Source organism: Vibrio scophthalmi, from assembly GCF_040869025.1.
GTDB classification, from domain to species: domain Bacteria; phylum Pseudomonadota; class Gammaproteobacteria; order Enterobacterales; family Vibrionaceae; genus Vibrio; species Vibrio scophthalmi.
This window is the reverse complement of sequence record NZ_CP134271.1, coordinates 496,940-516,984: the sequence shown is the minus strand read 5'-3', so window position 1 is coordinate 516,984 and position 20,045 is coordinate 496,940. Positions and strand designations below refer to the sequence as shown.

The window sequence follows — 20,045 nt, the reverse complement described above, 5'->3', positions numbered from 1 at the left end:
AGGTAATGATGAGAATTGATGGATTTAACAGCGAAATGCAGGCCATGATGTTGGATGCGGCAAACGCCAAACCGGCAATGACTGGTCAGGCCGTTGGAGCAGATTTTAAAGATCTGCTGACGAATGCCATCAATAACGTCAATAGTCTTTCTAAAACATCCGGCGATCTGCAAACTCGCTTTGATCGCGGTGATGAAAATGTCTCGTTATCTGATGTGATGATCGCTCGAAATAAATCGAGCGTTGCCTTTGAAGCCACTATCCAAGTACGCAATAAACTGGTTGAAGCGTATAAAGAATTAATGAACATGCCAGTGTAATTTAGGTAGCACCCGTGTCTGATCGAAACCAATCAACAGATTTGGCTTTGTCTGAGTCAGCGTCTGACAATGCGATGATTGCGCATGGTGGCGTAGATGGCTCAAGCCAAAACCCGGATCTTGATGAAAAAAGCAGTTCTAAATTTGATTTAGCCGTCGGCGATCTTGACCTTATGCGTCAAGTCGTACTCGTGCTCTCTATTTCTATCTGTGTTGCCTTAATTGTGATGCTGTTTTTCTGGGTGAAAGAGCCGGAACTACGTCCACTTGGCGCCTATGAAACTGAAGAACTGATCCCTGTTCTTGATTATCTCGATTCGCAAAAACAAGATTATACGCTGGAAGGTAACACCGTCATGGTGCCTGTCAGTGAATACAGCGGCCTTAAACTTAACCTCGCACGTGCTGGTTTAAACCAAGCAACCGATGAGGGTGATGACATCTTGCTACAAGATATGGGTTTTGGTGTTTCACAACGTTTGGAGTTGGAGCGCTTAAAGCTCAGTCGTGAGCGCCAATTGTCAAAAGCGATTGAAGAGATGAAGCAAGTGCGTAAAGCGCGCGTGTTGTTGGCGTTGCCAAAGCAGAGTGTCTTTGTGCGTCATAATCAAGAAGCCTCGGCCTCGGTGTTCTTGAATCTCAAATCTGGTAATAACCTTAAACAAGAAGAAGTCGACTCGATCGTTGATATGGTATCCAGTGCTGTTCCTGGTATGAAACCCAATCGTATTACGGTCACTGATCAACATGGTCGCCTGCTAAGTTCTGGCTCACAAGATGAAGCCTCAATGGCTCGTCGTAAAGAGCACGAACTTGAGCGTAAACAAGAATCCGCACTGCGAGAAAAAATCGATTCAGTCTTGATCCCTATTTTAGGTTTTGGCAACTATACCGCGCAGGTGGACATTGAACTCGATTTTAGCGCAGTTGAACAAACCCGTAAGAGCTTTGATCCTAATACGCCGTCGACCCGCAGCGAATATACTCTGGAAGATTACAACAACGGCAGCATGGTTGCCGGTGTCCCTGGTGCTTTGAGCAACCAACCGCCTGCTGATGCCTCGATTCCACAAGATGTGGCGCAGATGAAAGATGGCAGTGTGTTAGGCCAAGGCTCAGTACACAAAGAAGCGACACGTAACTTTGAATTGGATACCACGATCAGTCACGAGCGTCGTCAGACTGGCGTGGTAAATCGACAAACGGTGGCGGTAGCGATCAAAAATCGCCCGGTAGTGAACCCAGAAACAGGCACCACGACTTATCAACCATTGTCAGAGTCTGAGCTTAACTCGATTCGCCAAGTTTTGATTGGTGCGGTTGGCTTTAGCCAAAATCGTGGCGACTTACTTAATGTTTTGAGTATGCAATTTGCTGAGCCTGAAATGGAAAGCATTGTTGATGCGCCAATTTGGGAACATCCAAACTTTAACGATTGGGTTCGTTGGTTTGCCAGCGCGCTGGTGGTGGTGATTGTTGTCTTAGTGCTGGTTCGTCCGGCAATGAAGAAATTGCTTAACCCAGCCGCTGAAGAAGATGATCAACTTTATGGCCCTGACGGCATGCCAATCGGTATTGACGGTGAAACTAGCCTAATTGGTGGTGATCTAGATGGTGGTGAATTGTTTGAGTTTGGCTCTAGCATTGATTTGCCGAACTTGCATAAAGATGAAGACGTATTAAAAGCGGTGCGCGCTCTGGTCGCAAACGAACCAGAGTTGGCTGCGCAAGTAGTGAAGAACTGGATGAAAGATGGCTAACGAAATCGTACCGCAGGAACAAGGTGGGGATATTGCTGAAAACACTATCGACATCTCAACCATTCCTGGTGAAGAGCGAGCAGCAATTTTATTGCTCAGCCTAAATGAAGAAGATGCTGCAGGCATTATTCGTCACCTTGAACCGAAGCAAGTGCAACGCGTGGGTAGCGCGATGGCGCGCGCGGCGGATCTGAGCCAAGATAAAGTTGGTGCGGTGCACCGTGCATTCTTGGAAGATATCCAGAAGTACACCAACATTGGTATGGGCAGCGAAGACTTTATGCGCAACACCTTGATTGCGGCATTGGGTCAAGATAAAGCCAATAACCTTGTTGACCAAATTTTGTTGGGCACCGGTTCTAAAGGCCTCGATTCATTGAAATGGATGGACCCACGTCAAGTGGCGAGCATCATTATCAACGAGCACCCACAGATTCAAACTATTGTATTATCGTACCTCGATCCCGATCAGTCTGCGGAAATCTTGTCGCAGTTTGCAGAACGTGACCGTTTAGACTTGATGATGCGTATTGCTAACCTTGAAGAAGTCCAACCATCGGCACTAGCGGAATTGAACGAAATCATGGAGAAACAGTTTGCTGGTCAAGCGGGCGCTCAAGCAGCCAAGATTGGCGGCCTGAAGGCGGCGGCAGAGATCATGAACTACATGGACAACAACGTCGAAGGCGTCTTGATGGAGCAAATCCGCGACCAAGACGAAGATATGGCAACACAAATCCAAGATTTGATGTTTGTGTTCGAAAACCTTATCGAAGTCGACGATCAAGGTATTCAGAAATTGCTGCGTGACGTACCGCAAGATGTTCTGCAAAGAGCGCTTAAAGGTGCCGATGATGGTCTACGTGATAAGATCTTCAAGAACATGTCTAAGCGTGCCGCTGAGATGATGCGTGATGATCTCGAAGCGATGCCTCCGATTAAAGTCTCTGACGTTGAATCCGCACAGAAAGAAGTGCTGGCGATTGCTCGTCGTATGGCTGATGCCGGTGAGCTGATGCTGTCTGGCGGCGCGGACGAATTCCTCTAATTATTTGCTGTTACAGGTAAACGAACATGTCTGGTGAGAGAAAACGTGGCTTTTTACGCCTCGATGACGATCAACAAGTAGAGAAACCGCAGAAATGGGGTTTGCCTGACTACACCTCTGAAAATCGCTCGCAAGCACGCGAAACCGCGATGAATTACGATCCGGGTTGGATGCCAAGTTTTAGTGAGCCTGAAGTTGATGTTCCTGCTGAATTGACCGATGAAGAGATCGAACTGATTAAGCAACAGGCGTATCAGGAAGGGTTACATCAAGGCCAAGAAGCGGGCTTCAAACAAGGTTACGATAAAGGCAAAGAGCAAGGGCTGGAAGAAGGTCATCAAGAAGGTCTTGAATCGGGTAAAATCGAAGGCGTTGCGGCAGGCCAAGAATTTATTCAACAGCAAGTTCAAACGTTCGTGAATCTTGCCAACCAATTTGCTCAGCCACTCGAGCTAATGAACGCTCAAGTCGAGAAGCAGCTGGTTGATATGGTGCTGACTTTGGTGAAAGAAGTGGTGCATGTTGAAGTGCAAACTAACCCACAAGTGGTTCTTGATACTATCAAGCAATCGGTTGAAGCGCTGCCTGTTTCTGGCCATGCCATTACATTAAAACTGCATCCTGATGATGTGGAAATCATTCGTTCTTCTTATGGTGAAGAAAGCCTTGAATTCAGAAATTGGACGTTATTGGCTGAACCGGCTTTGAATCGTGGCGATGTGCAGATTGAAGCGGGCGATTCTAGCGTCAATTATCGAATGGAAGAGCGAATTCGTAGCGTGTTACAAAGCTTTTGTGGCTCTAATCGCCATCAAGGCGGCGAATAGTGCTGCAGCTGGCTGAACGACTCTCACAATACAAAACCAAAGGGTTAACCTGTCGCCCTGTTGCGTCAGGAAAGCTCGTGCGCGTAGTGGGTTTGACATTGGAAGCCACGGGCTGCCGAGCGCCAATTGGCAGTTTGTGTAAAGTGGAAACCATGCACGGCGAAATGGAAGCTGAAGTCGTGGGCTTTTCTGGTGAAAACCTCTTTTTGATGCCAAGTGAGCAAATTACAGGCGTCATGCCGGGGGCGAAAGTGACGCCCTTGACCAGCGAAACCGGGCTTCCGGTTGGAATGGAATTGCTTGGCCGGGTGATTGACGGTGTCGGTAACCCACTTGATGGTCTTGGCCCTATTTATACCGATAAACGCGCTTCATTTAATGCCGAGCCCATCAACCCGCTATCACGCAAACCGATTACCGAACCTCTCGATGTAGGCTTAAAAGCGATCAACGGTTTATTGACGGTCGGGAAAGGGCAACGTATAGGCCTATTTGCCGGTTCGGGTGTAGGTAAATCGGTGACGCTAGGCATGATGACTCGCGGCACGACAGCACAAGTGGTCGTGGTGGGTTTGATTGGTGAACGTGGCCGTGAAGTAAAAGAATTTATCGAAGAGATTTTAGGTGTCGACGGCAGGCAACGTTCTGTCGTTGTCGCCGCGCCCGCTGACTCATCACCACTGATGCGTCTTAAAGGGTGTCAAACCGCCCTCACCATTGCCGAGTACTTCCGCGACCAAGGCTTAGATGTATTATTGTTAATGGACTCTCTAACGCGTTTTGCTCAAGCTCAGCGTGAAATTGCCTTGTCGGTTGGCGAACCTCCGGCGACCAAAGGTTATCCACCATCGGTGTTTGCTAAGCTACCTGCTTTGGTGGAACGTGCCGGCAACGGCAGTCCAGAGCAAGGTTCTATTACCGCCTTTTTTACCGTCTTAACCGAAGGTGATGACCTACAAGATCCCATTGCCGATGCATCCCGCGCTATCTTGGATGGTCACGTAGTGTTATCACGTGAAATGGCGGATGCGGGCCACTACCCAGCCATTGATGTTGAGAAATCCGTCAGTCGTGTTATGCCACAAATTACCACGGATGAGCATGTGCTGATGTCAAAAGCAGTGCGTCAGGTATTATCGATTTGCCGTAAGAACCAAGATTTGGTTTCTATTGGTGCTTATAAGCCAGGGACCGATCAAGCGATCGACGCTGCCTTTACCTTAAAACCAAAACTAGATGCCTTCTTGCAGCAAAGCATGAAAGAGAGTGTCCCTTACGATATGTGCGTCAACATGCTTGGCCGCTTATTAAAAGGAGAGCAATAGATGGATAACGCACTCGAGTTTCTGGTTGAGCAAGTCAAAGAACGTGAAAACCAAGCGGTGTTAGCGTTGAACCAAGCTCGCAGTGAGCTACATGGTTATTATCAACAGCTCGAACAAATCGAAAAGTATCGTCTAGATTACTGCCAGCAGTTGATTGATCGTGGTAAACAAGGCTTAACCGCCAGCCAATATACTCACTTGAACCGCTTTTTAACCACGCTCGACAATACCTTGTCAAAGCAGAAACAGGCTGAATCTCATTTCAAAGATCAAGTCGATAACTGCGAAACGCATTGGTTAGAGTGTCGTAAACAACGTCGTTCTTATGAATGGATGATTGAGAAAAAGCAGAAAGAGAAGCAGCGGCTAGAAAACATCCGTGAGCAAAAGCAAATGGATGAGTTTTCGACCCTGCAATACTCTCGCCGTACGCTCTAAATCGACCATGCCATTTCTATAGAGCGCTCCCGTTAAACATACTCGTTCACTACTCAGCTAGCTCAGTAGTTGGCGCGTATCTTGCTTGTTTAATCACAATTATATTGATGGCTATTACCGGCCATTAAGTGACCATCTATGCTTGTCAGCGTTTGTGCTTGGCAAGTCATGGCAGTCATTAGTGATTGTTATATGCGTGCGCGTTAGCCGAGAGTGAGTCTGCGAATAATGAATGTGAATTTATCCCCATCAACTGAAGTCACCAAAGCCACTAAAGGCGTTGTCGATGGCCAAGCCACTACGACGGAATCCAGTGAAGACGAAGGTTTTTTTGCTAAGTTGGCGGCATTTATTAAGGGTGAATCTAAAGCGGATACAACTAAAGCAGATGTAGCCAAAGGTGAGGCCGAGGCAAAAGTGAATGCCGAAGTCGCGGCAGATGCTGAGGTTGAAGCGGCGTCTGTGACCACAGAGCAAGGCGACGAAGTCATGATGCTGGATGATGCCAGCTCAGAGCAAGCGCTACTCGATGGTGACGCTCTCGGTACTGGCGAACAACAAAAGGCACAAAAAAGCGCGACGGATGATGGCGAGCACAACGCGACCTCAATTCCACCACAATTGGAAAAGTTTATCGAAAAACCAAGCTCTGATTCAGCGCAGGTTGAACAAGCTTTGGCGGAAAACCAACAGTTTTTAGGCCGATTAGACCAATCAGTAAAATCGCTACAAGCAAAAGACGGCAAGCCTTTGCCACCACAAGATGCGACAGCATTAGATGCTGACGTTGAGCTCATTGACGGGCAAGCAAACTTGATGACAGAAGCCCAAGCTCCGATAGCGGGTCAATCTGCCAATGTCACTGAAGATGATCTCGGCAAGATTGATTCACAAAATTTGAGTGAACAGCAAAAAGCAGAACTGGCGGCGTTGATGGGTCAAACCGCTTCTCAAGTGCAAGCTGAAACTCAAGACCCAGCGACAGTAGACTCGGTGGATAACTCGGTGATCGCTCAAGACACCGAAGGAAAAGAAAAAACTGAAGGCGCTGCAATTGCCTGGAATAGTCAAGCGAGCAGCCAAACTAGCAGCGGCGATACGGCAAAATTAGGCAAAGAAGAGGTTGTTCTAAAAGGTAATGCGCAGTCTGCGGCAATTTTGCAGCAAGCGCAGAACCAGTCGCAACATTCAGCTCAGACACCAGCACAAACATCAGCGGCGCAAGCAAATAATGCAGCGGCTGCGAGCAATGGTGCTATCAATGCGGCGGTATTAACCCCGACAGCGCCGATGGATGCTTCTGCTGCGCAACAGTTGCAAACTGTAACTGCACCGGTTAATAGTGCTGCGCAGGCTGAACAAATCATGCAAGCGGCGATGGGCTTAAAAGGCACCGCAGTAGCGGGTAAACTCGCTTCGTCAGCCGATGGTCAAGCTCCCGCAGGGATTGAAGCGGCACTTGCACAGCAGTTGGGGCAAACGGCCGGGGCTCAGGGGTTAAACAATCAAATTCGCCCAGAGCAAGTCGCTCAACAACCGCCAATGCCACTTAATCGCGAGATGGCGAGTGAGCAAGTGGCAGAGCGGGTGCAAATGATGCTATCGAAGAATTTGAAAAACATTGATATTCGCCTCGACCCGCCAGAGCTGGGCCGAATGCAGATCCGCATGAATATGAATGGTGATGGAACCAATGTGCATTTTACGGTGGCGAACTCGCAAGCCCGTGACATTGTTGAACAAGCGATGCCGCGTCTACGTGAAATGTTGGCTCAGCAGGGCTTGCAATTGGGCGATACCTCTGTGCAACAGCAAGCTTCAGGGCAGCAGCAAAATGGCTATGCCGCAGCAAATGAAGGTGGATTTGGTCAAGGTAGCAGCGATCAGCATGCAACAAGTGAAGAAAACCTTGAACCAGACGTCAAACTTGATTTGAATGTGGCGACAAAGCGTGATGGAATCAGTTATTACGCTTAGACTAGGCGTTAGAGTATTAACGAATTGAATAGTTAGAGAAAGTTAAACTATGGCAGCAGAAGAAGTTGAAAACGGCGCTCCTAAGAGTAAAAGCAAACTCATTATCATCATTGTCGCAGTGGTGGTGCTATTACTTGGTGGTGGCGGCGCCGCATTTTTCTTGATGGGCTCAGACGATGCCGCTTCATCACAGCAAGCAGCTCAACAGACAGCGGCCGCTGCGGAAGCGCCTGTTTCCTACGTTAATATTGCTCAGCCATTTCTATTCAATGTGACTGGCGATAAAAAAGATCGTCTGGTACAAATTAACGTTCAGTTAATGGTGCGTGGTTTTGAGAATGAAAATTTGGCACGTTACCATTCGCCGTTGATTGAAAGTTCGCTGCTTGGCACGTTTGCATCAGCAACGGTAGAGCAGCTACGTAACGCCAATGGGCGCGTCGAGTTGCGCCAAAAAGCAACCGATGATATTAAAGCGAGTTTGACTCGCGCAGTAGGCCAACCCGTGATTGAACGCGTGTTGTTCACTGACTTTGTTATTCAGTAGGAATTAGTGTGACCGATCTATTAAGCCAAGACGAAATTGATGCGCTATTGCATGGCGTCGATGATGTCGATGACGTCGAAGATGATGTCGTCGCTGACAGTGATGCGGTAGACTTCGATTTCTCTTCCCAAGACCGTATTGTCCGCGGTCGAATGCCGACGCTTGAATTGATCAACGAGCGTTTTGCTCGTCATATGCGTATCAGTCTGTTCAATATGTTGCGAAAAACCGCTGAGGTTTCGATCAACGGTGTCCAGATGATGAAGTTTGGCGAATACCAAAACACCTTATACGTACCAACCAGTTTGAACATGGTGCGTTTTAGACCTTTAAAAGGCACCTCGCTCATCACAATGGAAGCGCGTTTGGTGTTTATTTTGGTTGAAAACTTTTTTGGTGGCGATGGTCGTTTCCATGCGCGTATCGAAGGGCGTGAATTTACTCCTACCGAGCGTCGTATTATCCAGCTCCTGCTAAAAATTGTATTCGAAGATTATAAAGAAGCTTGGTCGCCAGTCATGGGGGTTGAGTTTGAATACCTCGATTCAGAAGTGAACCCGAGCATGGCGAACATCGTGAGCCCGACAGAAGTGATTGTGGTGAGTTCATTCCATATTGAAGTGGATGGCGGCGGCGGTGACTTCCATATGGTGATGCCATATTCCATGGTTGAGCCGATTCGTGAATTGCTCGATGCCGGTGTTCAGTCCGATAAAATGGAAACTGACGTACGTTGGAGTAGTGCTCTGCGTGAAGAGATCATGGATGTTCCGGTGAATTTCCGTGTCGACTTACTCGAAAAAGATATTTCATTGCGTGATTTGATGGAGCTACAACCGGGTGACATTATTCCCGTTGATATGCCTGAAAACGCGGTGATGTTTGTAGAAGAATTGCCAACCTATCGAGTTAAGATGGGCCGCTCCGGTGAGAAAATGGCGATTCAAATTTCAGAAAAAATCCGACGCCCTGATGTGGTGAAAACTGATATCGCGTTCCTTGGAAAAGATGTTATTTCCGACTTGGAACGTGATGATGGCGAGATTGAAGATTAAATAGGTATTTAGGTATGGAACCAAGTGACGACCAAAGACTAGCCGACGAATGGGCGGCGGCATTAGGTGAAGATCCAAGCGCTCCGAGTATTGATGTTGATGAAGTGATGTCTGCACAGTTTGATGAACTGCAAGATACTTCATCGCCAATTTCTGATGATGAACGTCGTAAGCTCGATACCATTTTGGATATCCCTGTTACCATTTCGATGGAAGTAGGCCGTTCGCAAATCAGTATTCGTAACTTATTGCAATTAAACCAAGGCTCAGTGGTTGAGCTAGAGCGTTTAGCGGGTGAATCACTGGATGTATTGGTGAACGGCACACTGATTGCGCATGGTGAAGTGGTTGTGGTGAACGATAAATTTGGTATTCGATTGACCGATGTGATCAGCCAAACTGAGCGTATCAAGAAGCTAAGGTAATGTATGAAGCCTAATTTATATTGGCTATTACTGCTTTCTCCAACGGCTTTTGGTGCGCCAGTCGCACCTTCTAGCCAATTTGACTGGGCGACCACCTTTGGGTCGCTCTTGTTCGTTATAGCCCTAATCCTTTTGTTGGCATGGATGTTAAAGCGCATGCGAGTGCCCACCATGACCAATCAAAAAGGCCTCAATGTGGTACGCCAAGTTGCGGTCGGGACACGTGAACGGATCATTATTGTCCAGGCTGGAGAAGAGCAGTTTTTGGTTGGCGTGACTCCGCAATCAATACAACTGATTTCTAAGCTGGAAAAACCTTTGTCTCAGGAGGAGCTGGCGAGCAGTCCGTTTGCAAATCAACTGACTCAGCTACTGAAAAAGAATGATAAAAAATAATCACTTGTCGTCATTTATTTTGGCGTTTGTCTTGGCTATTTTTTCAAGTTTCTCTGTTGCATCGGAAGAGCTTGATACCCCAATTAACAGCAAGGTTGCCAGTAATTCGGTGACAGTGTCAGCCATGGAACAAGAACAAGGCGCAGCACGAACGTTATCAACCAATATGATCGCAGGTTCCGGTGGCGGAGGCATTCCAGCCTTTACCGTGACCACCAATGCCAATGGTGGCGAAGATTATTCGGTTAACTTACAAATCTTAGCGCTAATGACCATGTTGGGCTTTTTGCCGGCAATGGTTATTTTGATGACCTCATTTACCCGAATTGTGGTAGTGATGTCGATCTTGCGCCAAGCGATGGGTCTACAACAAACGCCGTCGAACCAAGTGATCATCGGTATCGCTATTTTCTTGACCTTTTTTATCATGTCGCCCGTGCTAAATAAGATTAACGAAACCGCCGTACAGCCTTATATCAATGAGCAAGTGACCGCTCGTCAAGCTTTCGATCTTGCCCAAGAACCAATGAGAGATTTCATGCTCAAACAGACGCGAGTCAAAGATCTGGAAACCTTTGTTAATATTTCTGGCTCAACGGCGACAGCGCCTGAAGAGGTATCGATGGCGGTGTTGATCCCAGCGTTCATCACCTCTGAATTGAAAACCGCTTTCCAAATTGGCTTTATGCTGTTTTTACCCTTCTTGATTATCGACTTAGTGGTGGCATCAGTGCTAATGGCAATGGGTATGATGATGCTCTCGCCAATGATTGTGTCGCTACCGTTTAAACTGATGCTGTTTGTGCTAGTGGATGGGTGGAACTTAATCCTCTCAACCTTAGCCGGCAGTTTTGCCTTGTGACGGGAGAAAATCATGACTCCTGAGATGTTTGTTGAGCTGTTTCGCGATGCCCTGTGGATGGTATTGATCATGGTGTGTGCCATCGTCATTCCGAGTCTGCTAGTGGGCCTTGTGGTTGCTATTTTCCAAGCTGCCACCTCCATCAACGAACAAACGCTGAGTTTCTTGCCTCGTTTGGTGATCACCTTGTTGGCCTTGATGTTTTTTGCCCACATGATGACTCAGATGATGACGGAATATTTCTACTCGATCATTGAACGCTTACCGCAAGTGCTCTATTAGGATTTGAGATGGAATACCCCGCGAGTATCGTTCTAGATTGGATTGCTAACTACTTTTGGCCTTATACCCGTATTGCTGCCATGCTGATGGTCATGACGGTGACAGGCGCACGCTTTGTGCCAACGCGTGTAAGGCTCTATTTGGGGTTAGCGATTACCTTCGCGGTGATGCCTTCGGTTCCTAAAGTACCTGAGGCGATTGAGTTGCTCTCATTTGAAGGTTTTGTGGTCACCTTTGAGCAAATTGTGATTGGGGTTGCAATGGGCACCGTTACTCAGTTTATGATCCAGATTTTTGTTATCTTGGGTCAAATATTGGGTATGCAGTCGAGCTTGGGTTTTGCATCCATGGTCGATCCTGCCAATGGTCAAAATACGCCGCTGCTCGGCCAACTCTTTATGTTTCTCGCGACTATGTTCTTTCTGGCTACCGATGGGCACTTAAAGATGTTGATGCTGGTGGTGATGAGTTTCAAATCTCTCCCAATTGGTGTTGGAGCCTTAACGGCGGTTGATTTTCGTGAGCTTGCTACTTGGCTTGGCACTATGTTTAAACTGGCCTTGAGTATGTCACTCTCGGGGATTATTGCGCTGCTGACGATTAACTTATCGTTTGGTGTAATGACGCGTGCCGCACCGCAGCTGAACATCTTTGCTCTCGGCTTTACCTTCGCTCTGGTCGTTGGTTTGCTGTTGTGTTGGTACATTATCGGTGGTCTATTTACTCACTATGAGTTGATTTGGCTGCAAGGCGAGCAGCAGATTTGTCGCTTTATTCGCTTATCTTGTTAATCATGGTCTTAGGAGACTGAATTGGCAGAATCAGACGGTCAAGAACGTACCGAAGACGCCACGCCCAAGCGCTTGCAACAGGCCCGAGAAAAAGGGCAGGTTGCAAGGTCAAAAGAGTTGGCGTCAGTTTCAGTATTAGTTATCGGTTCGGTCGCCCTGATGTGGTTTGGCGAGGGATTGGCGCGCGCATTGTTTAATGTGATGGGGCGTTTATTCAACCTCTCGCGCGAAGAGATATTCGATCTCGATAAGCTGTTTGATATCGTCTTGGGCTCGATGGGCGGCTTGTTGTTTCCACTGCTGTTGATCTTGTTTGTCTTGTTCATCGCCGCCTTAGTGGGCGCGGCGGGTATCGGTGGGGTGAGCTTTTCTGTTGAAGCTGCAATGCCGAAAGCGTCGAAAATGAACCCGCTTAGTGGCCTTAAACGAATGGTGGGCATGCAAAGTTGGGTTGAGTTGATTAAGTCAATTTTGAAAGTTTCGCTGGTTTCCGGCATGGCGTTTTATCTGATTGATGCCGCGAAAGAAGATTTATTCCAATTGAGCTTGGATGTTTACCCGCAAAACATTTTCCACGCCCTCGATATCCTACTTAACTTTATTTTACTGATCAGTTGTTCACTGCTGATTGTGGTGGCGATCGATATACCGTTTCAGATTTGGCAACACGCCAATCAACTGAAGATGACCAAGCAAGAAATTAAGGACGAATACAAGGAAACCGAAGGTAAGCCGGAAGTAAAAGGTCGTATTCGGATGTTGCAACGTGAAGCGGCGCAGCGTCGTATGATGGCTGATGTGCCTCAGGCAGATGTTATCGTTACCAACCCAGAGCACTTTTCTGTTGCGCTACGTTATGATCAAAAAAATGACCGTGCTCCAATAGTGGTGGCAAAAGGGGTTGATCACATGGCGATGAAGATCCGTGAGGTTGCTCGTGAGCACAATATTTACATTATTCCCGCACCGCCTTTAGCTCGCGCGCTCTACCATTCTACCGAGCTAGAGCAAGAGATCCCCGATGGTCTATTTACTGCAGTGGCACAAATTCTGGCGTATGTTTTCCAATTGAAACAATACCGAAAACGTGGCGGGCAGAGACCGAACTTAAAAACCTCAGAGCTACCGATCCCAACGGAACTGCGTAAATAGCTTAAGAAGCGAGAGTCGAGAATTTAGAAGCGAGTAATATAGAAGCGAGAATCTAGAGCGCTGCGCTTGAGAGCCGAGAGGGTTACTCGCTTGGTTTTTAGGATGACGATGAATGTTGGAAATTTGGATGCCATCATTCTCGATAGCGATGATAGGGCGTAATCGGAAATCTGTTTGAGTTATGCGGATTCGAGAAACTTAAATTCCGTCATTCTCGATAGCGACGAAGGAGCGCAGTCGGGAATCGGTTTGAATTGTGCGTTTGCGATAGATCTCTAACTCGTTCGTGCCTGTGCGACCTGAAGTCGTATGAAGCGTTGTTCACCACGACAAGAGTGAACCATCTGTATCACCAGATGCCCCTAGGATCCTGAATAAAGTAGCGGATCTGACAATGTAACGAAACTTGGCCGTTAGGCTGAGTGGGAACAAAATCGTGAGAGGATGTTCCTCCTGAAAACCACAATTCGGGTAAGTGCTAGGGAGTCAATATGATGAACGTATGTGAATCCATTAAAGGTGCGTTATATGATGAAGCAGCGGAAGTGGTTAATACGCTGTGGCCAAAACGGCAATGAGAGTCGGAAAGGAGTTGGGCATTGGCCTTTCGTGATCAAAGTACTCTCCGCACTAGAGTGGGCATCTAAGTTGACATTTTACGTAACATACGGAACAGGGTAAGCCTGTATCGCTCCCTATGGGAAAGCCCTTGTGGCCGATAGCGATGCGGGTAAAGGAGGTCGGAGAAAGCGAAGGCTGCATTGTAACGATGCAGATACAGACACGTGTCTGGTCACGAAAGTGAGCCCACTTCCGACTGGTCTTTCGTTGCGAGAAAGTTTGAAGAACTTTATTTAAGGAGAAACGCAAATGATGATTTCTAAAGAGATTAGTGCCTCTCCTGACAGTGCTCAATGGCAGTCTATCGACTGGAAACCTATTGAATCGCATGTATTAAAGCTTCAGATGCGTATCGCAAAGGCAACTAGAGAGGGTAAACACGGTAAAGCGAAAGCCTTGCAGTGGATACTAACTCATTCTCGCTCAGCTAAGTTTCTTGCAGTAAGGCGAGTATCTCAAAATAAAGGTAGTAAAACGCCTGGAATAGATGGTGTCATCTGGAACACAGATGTACGCCGCATAAAAGCAGTTAATCAATTGAGTCGAAAGGCGTACAAAGCTCAACCGCTCAAGCGTATCTACATCCCCAAAAAGAACGGCAAGCTCAGACCATTGGGAATTCCATGCATGATAGACAGAGCGCAACAAGCCCTCCATCTTCTTGCATTAGAGCCTATATCGGAAACGCTTGCTGACCCCAATAGTTATGGATTTAGGCCAAATCGCAGTACTGCCGATGCAGTTGGGCAGTGTTTCAAATGTTTGGCATTAAAGAAATCAGCTAAATGGGTACTTGAAGGGGATATTAAAGCTTGTTTCGACAAGATCGGCCATCAATGGCTTCTTGATAACATCGCTATTGATAAGAGAATGTTGGAACAATGGCTAAAATCTGGCTTTATGGACAAAGGTCTGTTTTATCGCACCGATGAGGGAACACCACAAGGTGGGATAATATCACCAACCTTGATGCTAATGACTCTTGCTGGACTTGAGCAGCATATTAAGTCTACGGCCCTCAAAAAGGGTAGTAGAGCCAATTTTATTGGATACGCCGACGATTTCGTCGTCACCTGCGCTTCAAAGGAAGTGTTGGAGAACGATATCAAACCGTTGATCGCTGACTTTTTAGCGGAAAGAGGATTAACATTATCCGAAGAGAAAACGCACATTACACACATCGATAACGGCTTTAACTTTCTAGGGTTCAATCACAGAAAGTACAAAGAGAAATTGCTCATTAAACCGAGTAAATCTAACACATTGCTGTTCTTGAGTAATCTGCGCGAACTCATCAAAAAGCATGCAACAACCTCTGTAAACGATCTTATCAAACTGATAAATCCGAAATTAAGGGGTTGGGCTAATTATTATCGCCATTGCGTGGCTAAACAGGTATTCGGATATGTTGGTCATAAGCTATTTCTTGCATTATGGCACTGGGCAGTGAGGCGTCATCCGACAAAATCCAAAACTTGGGTGGCCCTTAAATACTTCGTCAACCGAAAAGGCCAATGGCATTTTCATGGTTGGCAGAAGATCATGGATATGGATTGCCAGTTCAATCTCTTCCAAATAGCCAAAGTACCGATCGAGAGGCATGTAAAAATCCGAAGTGCAGCGACACCATATGACCCTCAACACCAACAATACTTGGCTAAGAGAAAGTCAAAAAGGCAAGCTCGCAACTCTTGGAAGGAGCCTACTCTCGCTGCTTTATAAGTTGCTGGGTATCAAACGATGCCTTCGTGAAGGCTTGAGCCTAGTGCAGTGAAAGTTGCACGCTGGGTTCTTAGGGGGACGGCACTTGGTAACAAGTGTCGTCTACCCGACCACTCTTGAGGATGACGATTTACGCTCGAAACTTAAATGCCGTCATTCCCGATAGCGAAGAAAGGGCGTAATCGGAAATCTGTTTGAGTTATGCGGATGCGATAGATCCCCAACTCGTTCGTACCTCACTCTTGAGGATGACGATCAACGTTTGACACTTAAATTCTGTCATTCTCGATAGCGACGAAGGAGCGCAGTCGGGAATCTATTTGAGTTATGCGTTTGCGATAGTTCCCCCAACTCGTTCGTGCCTCACTCTTGAAGATGATGATAAACGCTGGAAGCTTCAATACCGTCATTCTCGATAGCGACGAAGGAGCGCAGTCGGGAATCTATTTGAGTTATGCGTTTGCGATGGATCCCCAACTCGTTCGTACCTCACTCTTGAGGATGACGATAAACGTTCGAAACTTGGATGCCGTCATTCTCGATAGCGACGAAGGAGCGTGAGTTGGAATCTATTTGAGTTATGCGTTTGCGATGGATCCCCAACTCGTTCGTACCTCACTCTTGAGGATGACGATCAACGTTTGACACTTAAATTCCGTCATTCTCGATAGCGACGAAGGAGCGCAGTCGGGAATCTATTTGAGTTATGCGTTTGCGATAGATCCCCAACTCGTTCGTGCCTCACTCTTGAGGATGACGATGAATGTTGGAAATTTGGATGCCATCATTCTCGATAGCGACGAAGGAGCGCAGTCGGGAATTTTTTACGAGAACTAACCGCCGTCGCCTCTCGCTTCTCGAATCTAGAAGCGAAGCGTTCCATAGAGCGCAGCTCGACCCCGACTCTCGACCTCTCTATTTTTCCGGAATCGACAGCAACACCAATAACGCACCATCGCCACCAAACTCCAATGGGGCTTGGTGAAAGGCCATTACGTCTGGGTGTTGAGCCAGCCATAAAGGGGCTTTCTGCTTAAGTATGTGCTTACCAATGCCGTGTTGAACACAGGCACAGTGCACATCATTTTTTACGCAGTAGGCCAGCATGGCGCCTAACTCGCGTTTGGCTTCTACTTGTGTCATACCATGCATATCTAAGAAAACGTCAGGTACATACACACCGCGGCGTAATCTTTTTACCTCATAAGTTGAGACATCATCGCGCGCATAGCGAGTTGGTCCCTCTTCATTTAAGCGAGGAACAAACTCGTCAGAGAAGTAAAACTCCGCATCACTGCCTTCTCGAGCAGTTCGCTTGATTTCTTTTTGCTTAGTATTCTTTTTTGGTTGCTGGACTATGGTATCCTGTGGCAACTTTTTTACGCCTTGTACTGCATCCCTAAATAGGGCGAAATCGTCATCAGCGTTGGTGTCTTTTTGGCTCATAGGTATAAAATTATGGTTAACACAACAGGGTTAATTTCATTAAGCAGTATTGTAGCGCTTTTCGGAGGCAAGTTTGGATAAGATTTTTGTAGAAGAAGCGGTATCAGAATTACACACGCTTCAAGATATGGTCCGTTGGACAGTGAGCCGCTTTAATGCCGCGAACATTTTTTATGGCCACGGTACCGACAATGCATGGGATGAAGCGGTTCAGCTTATCTTGCCAACCCTTTACCTGCCAATCGATGTGCCTCCACACGTGTTGAACTCACGCTTGACTACTAGCGAGCGAATGAGAATTGTTGAGCGCGTGGTTAAGCGTATTAATGAACGTACGCCAACGGCTTACCTTACCAATAAGGCTTGGTTCTGTGGCCTTGAGTTTTTCGTTGATGAGCGTGTTCTTGTACCGCGTTCGCCAATTGGTGAATTGATTCAAGCTGAATTCCAGCCTTGGTTAATTGAAGAACCAACACGCATTATGGATCTTTGTACTGGCAGTGGTTGTATTGCGATTGCTTGTGCGAATGCGTTCCCTGATGCAGAAGTTGATGCGATTGATATCTCAACGGATGCTCTGCAAGTTGCAGAACTTAACGTTCAAGATCATGGTCTAGAGCAACAAGTTTTCCCTATCCGTTCCGATCTATTCCGTGATTTACCAAAAGAGAAATACAACGTGATTGTCTCAAACCCACCTTATGTGGACGCAGAAGACATGAACAGTTTGCCAGAAGAGTTTACTCACGAGCCAGAACTGGGCTTAGCAGCGGGTACTGATGGCCTAAAACTGGTACGTCGTATCTTAGCTAACGCACCAGATTACTTAACCGAGAAAGGTTTCTTGATCTGTGAAGTGGGCAACTCAATGGTTCACATGATGGAGCAGTACCCACATATTCCATTTACTTGGTTAGAGTTTGAAAACGGCGGTCACGGTGTATTCTTACTGACTCGCGATCAAATGCTTGAGCACGCTGATGAGTTTTCTATCTATAAAGATTAATTTTCAGCATTAAGAGTGATTTTTAAACGCCATGTACGTCTTAGTGCATGGCGTTTTTTTTATTTGTGTCGCGGATTTTGTTCTCTTTTAGGGGTTTACATCAATGGATAATCAAGCGACTATGAATCTACCAACATCAGGAAGAAACGCTGTGAGCAGGTCATTCACAGCCTAAAAGTTGAGGACGCAATGGCAGGAAATAGTATCGGACAACATTTCCGAGTAACAACATTCGGAGAAAGTCACGGTATCGCATTAGGATGTATCGTAGACGGTTGCCCTCCGGGGTTAGAAATTTCAGAAGAGATGATTCAAGTTGATCTTGATCGTCGCCGTCCAGGCACATCGCGTTACACCACCGCACGACGCGAACCGGATCAAGTTAAAATTCTCTCAGGTGTCTTTGAAGGTAAAACCACGGGTACTTCTATTGGCCTGCTAATTGAGAACACCGATCAGCGTTCAAAAGATTATTCAGACATTCAAGATAAATTCCGTCCAGGTCATGCTGACTACACTTACCATCAAAAATATGGCATCCGTGATTATCGTGGTGGCGGCCGTTCGTCAGCGCGTGAAACGGCGATGCGTGTTGCTGCTGGTGCAATTGCTAAACAGTACTTAAAGCAAGAGTTTGGCGTTGAAGTACGAGCATACCTATCACAAATGGGTGATGTGGCGATTGACACGGTTGATTGGAACGAAATTGAAAACAACCCATTCTTTAGCCCAGATGCAGCGAAAGTGGATGCGTTTGACCAACTGATCCGTGATTTGAAAAAGCAAGGTGATTCGGTTGGCGCTAAAATCCAAGTCGTTGCCACCAATGTTCCGGTCGGATTAGGTGAGCCAGTATTCGACCGTCTTGATGCTGATATCGCTCACGCACTGATGAGTATCAATGCGGTGAAAGGGGTTGAAATTGGCGATGGTTTTGATGTGGTTAAGCAGAAAGGCAGTGAGCATCGTGATGCGTTGTCACCGCAAGGCTTCGACAGCAACCATGCGGGCGGCATCTTAGGTGGAATTTCGACTGGGCAGGATATTGTCGCCAATATCGCGTTAAAGCCTACCTCGAGCATTACGGTTCCGGGCAAAACGATTGATAAGCATGGTGAACCAACTGAATTGATCACCAAAGGCCGTCATGATCCATGTGTTGGGATCCGCGCCGTGCCGATTGCTGAATCTATGTTGGCGATTGTGGTGATGGATCATTTGCTACGTCATCGTGGACAAAACCATGGTGTTGTCACTGGTACGCCAAAGATTTAATCGATTTTTTAAACGCATAAACAAAAACGCCAATCATCCGATTGGCGTTTTTTATGTTTGTCTATTAGCAACCACATTGCGACTTAGTGTATTGCCTCTTAGTGCAGTGGTTCGTCACTTTCTAAATGGAACGAAGGTAGACGCCATTTGAAGCGAACGGCGGCCATACGCAGCAGATAACCGACAATCAGTGTCGCGATGGTTGCGGTAACGTCATCAATGCCAAATTCCAATAACGCAAGGTAAAGCCCTGACGCTACCAATGAAACCGATGCGTAAAGCTCTTCATGCAATACTAGCGGTGTTTGACGACAGATTAGATCACGCAGTAGACCACCAAATACCCCAGTGACCAGTGCCGCAACCATACAGATGCCAGGATGCAGGCCCATGCCCATCGCAACCTTGGTGCCGATAATGCTAAACACAATCAAACCTAGCGCATCAAGACGGATAAACAAGCCTTTGAATTTGATTACCCATTTAGCCAGCCCAGTTGTAAGTACGCCAGCAATACACGTAATCGCAAGGTATTCCGGGTTTTTTACCCAGCCTAGTGGGTAGTGACCAAGTAGAATGTCACGTACCGTGCCGCCGCCAATGGCTGTTGCACTGGCAACAAGCATAACGCCAAACCAATCCATTTTTCGGCGACCAGCACTGAGAGCTCCAGTCATGGCTTCGGCAGTGATACCAATGATGTACAACACACTTAACAGCATAGCGATTACTCAAATAACGAAAACAAAGCAGTAGGGCGGATAGAAAAG

General features: G+C 46.9%; 20 protein-coding genes. 18 read left to right on the top strand and 2 right to left on the bottom strand.

Features of this window, described 5'->3' with window-relative positions; all coding sequences use genetic code 11:
* Window positions 1-8 precede the first annotated feature (8 nt).
* The 16 genes from fliE to ltrA all read left to right on the top strand — a co-directional run bounded on the left by fliE (window position 9) and on the right by ltrA (window position 15,548).
* Window positions 9-320, top strand: coding sequence for a flagellar hook-basal body complex protein FliE (gene fliE, locus RJD38_RS02245; protein ID WP_005598385.1), 312 nt, complete (start codon window positions 9-11; stop codon window positions 318-320).
* Window positions 321-394: 74 nt separating this feature from the next.
* Window positions 395-2,080: a flagellar basal-body MS-ring/collar protein FliF gene (gene fliF / locus RJD38_RS02240; protein ID WP_406853104.1), complete on the top strand. Its 1,686-nt coding sequence runs from the start codon at window positions 395-397 to the stop codon at window positions 2,078-2,080.
* The gene (gene fliG, locus RJD38_RS02235; protein ID WP_005598382.1) at window positions 2,073-3,128 is read left to right on the top strand and encodes a flagellar motor switch protein FliG; all 1,056 of its coding nucleotides are present in this window, start codon (window positions 2,073-2,075) and stop codon (window positions 3,126-3,128) included. The genes fliF and fliG overlap by 8 nt, the downstream gene beginning before the upstream one ends.
* Before the next feature lie 26 nt (window positions 3,129-3,154).
* Window positions 3,155-3,955 (top strand): flagellar assembly protein FliH, encoded by an 801-nt coding sequence (gene fliH / locus RJD38_RS02230; protein ID WP_005598380.1) that lies wholly within the window; start codon window positions 3,155-3,157, stop codon window positions 3,953-3,955.
* Window positions 3,955-5,280 (top strand): flagellar protein export ATPase FliI, encoded by a 1,326-nt coding sequence (fliI, locus tag RJD38_RS02225; protein ID WP_065430726.1) that lies wholly within the window; start codon window positions 3,955-3,957, stop codon window positions 5,278-5,280. Before fliH ends, fliI begins: the two co-directional genes overlap by 1 nt.
* Window positions 5,281-5,718 carry a flagellar export protein FliJ gene (fliJ, locus tag RJD38_RS02220; RefSeq protein ID WP_065430725.1) on the top strand — a complete coding sequence of 146 codons (438 nt, stop codon included), beginning with the start codon at window positions 5,281-5,283 and terminating at the stop codon, window positions 5,716-5,718.
* Window positions 5,719-5,946: 228 nt separating this feature from the next.
* Window positions 5,947-7,695 (top strand): flagellar hook-length control protein FliK, encoded by a 1,749-nt coding sequence (locus tag RJD38_RS02215; RefSeq protein WP_065545138.1) that lies wholly within the window; start codon window positions 5,947-5,949, stop codon window positions 7,693-7,695.
* Between the two features lie 49 nt (window positions 7,696-7,744).
* Window positions 7,745-8,242 (top strand): flagellar basal body-associated protein FliL, encoded by a 498-nt coding sequence (gene fliL / locus RJD38_RS02210; RefSeq protein WP_009384506.1) that lies wholly within the window; start codon window positions 7,745-7,747, stop codon window positions 8,240-8,242.
* Window positions 8,243-8,250: 8 nt separating this feature from the next.
* Entirely contained in the window at window positions 8,251-9,297 is a 1,047-nt protein-coding gene (gene fliM / locus RJD38_RS02205; RefSeq protein WP_009384505.1) for a flagellar motor switch protein FliM, read from the top strand.
* 14 nt (window positions 9,298-9,311) lie between these two features.
* Window positions 9,312-9,722 (top strand): flagellar motor switch protein FliN, encoded by a 411-nt coding sequence (fliN, locus tag RJD38_RS02200; RefSeq protein ID WP_005598370.1) that lies wholly within the window; start codon window positions 9,312-9,314, stop codon window positions 9,720-9,722.
* A 3-nt stretch (window positions 9,723-9,725) separates the two neighbouring features.
* A complete protein-coding gene (gene fliO, locus RJD38_RS02195; protein ID WP_009384503.1) occupies window positions 9,726-10,118 on the top strand; it encodes a flagellar biosynthetic protein FliO in 393 nt (130 codons plus the stop codon).
* Window positions 10,105-10,980, top strand: a complete 876-nt coding sequence (fliP, locus tag RJD38_RS02190) for a flagellar type III secretion system pore protein FliP (RefSeq protein ID WP_005598366.1) — start codon at window positions 10,105-10,107, stop codon at window positions 10,978-10,980. Before fliO ends, fliP begins: the two co-directional genes overlap by 14 nt.
* Window positions 10,981-10,992: 12 nt before the next feature.
* Window positions 10,993-11,262 carry a flagellar biosynthesis protein FliQ gene (fliQ, locus tag RJD38_RS02185; RefSeq protein WP_005598363.1) on the top strand — a complete coding sequence of 90 codons (270 nt, stop codon included), beginning with the start codon at window positions 10,993-10,995 and terminating at the stop codon, window positions 11,260-11,262.
* 8 nt (window positions 11,263-11,270) lie between these two features.
* Window positions 11,271-12,053, top strand: coding sequence for a flagellar biosynthetic protein FliR (fliR, locus tag RJD38_RS02180; protein ID WP_065430723.1), 783 nt, complete (start codon window positions 11,271-11,273; stop codon window positions 12,051-12,053).
* Window positions 12,054-12,074: 21 nt separating this feature from the next.
* On the top strand, window positions 12,075-13,205 hold the full coding sequence (flhB, locus tag RJD38_RS02175) for a flagellar biosynthesis protein FlhB (protein WP_005598359.1): 1,131 nt from the start codon (window positions 12,075-12,077) through the stop codon (window positions 13,203-13,205).
* 870 nt (window positions 13,206-14,075) lie between these two features.
* Entirely contained in the window at window positions 14,076-15,548 is a 1,473-nt protein-coding gene (ltrA, locus tag RJD38_RS02170; protein WP_367971393.1) for a group II intron reverse transcriptase/maturase, read from the top strand.
* Window positions 15,549-16,463: 915 nt separating this feature from the next.
* Here the strand turns inward: ltrA and smrB are convergent.
* Window positions 16,464-16,994 (bottom strand): endonuclease SmrB, encoded by a 531-nt coding sequence (gene smrB, locus RJD38_RS02165; RefSeq protein ID WP_005598357.1) that lies wholly within the window; start codon window positions 16,992-16,994, stop codon window positions 16,464-16,466.
* 73 nt (window positions 16,995-17,067) lie between these two features.
* Between smrB and prmB the strand changes: the two genes are divergently transcribed.
* Both prmB and aroC read left to right on the top strand, forming a co-directional pair.
* Entirely contained in the window at window positions 17,068-18,000 is a 933-nt protein-coding gene (prmB, locus tag RJD38_RS02160; RefSeq protein WP_005598356.1) for a 50S ribosomal protein L3 N(5)-glutamine methyltransferase, read from the top strand.
* 189 nt (window positions 18,001-18,189) lie between these two features.
* Window positions 18,190-19,275 carry a chorismate synthase gene (gene aroC, locus RJD38_RS02155; RefSeq protein WP_038219056.1) on the top strand — a complete coding sequence of 362 codons (1,086 nt, stop codon included), beginning with the start codon at window positions 18,190-18,192 and terminating at the stop codon, window positions 19,273-19,275.
* Between the two features lie 98 nt (window positions 19,276-19,373).
* Here the strand turns inward: aroC and RJD38_RS02150 are convergent, their stop codons facing one another.
* The gene (locus tag RJD38_RS02150) at window positions 19,374-19,997 is read right to left on the bottom strand and encodes a trimeric intracellular cation channel family protein (protein ID WP_005598353.1); all 624 of its coding nucleotides are present in this window, start codon (window positions 19,995-19,997) and stop codon (window positions 19,374-19,376) included.
* Window positions 19,998-20,045 lie beyond the last annotated feature (48 nt).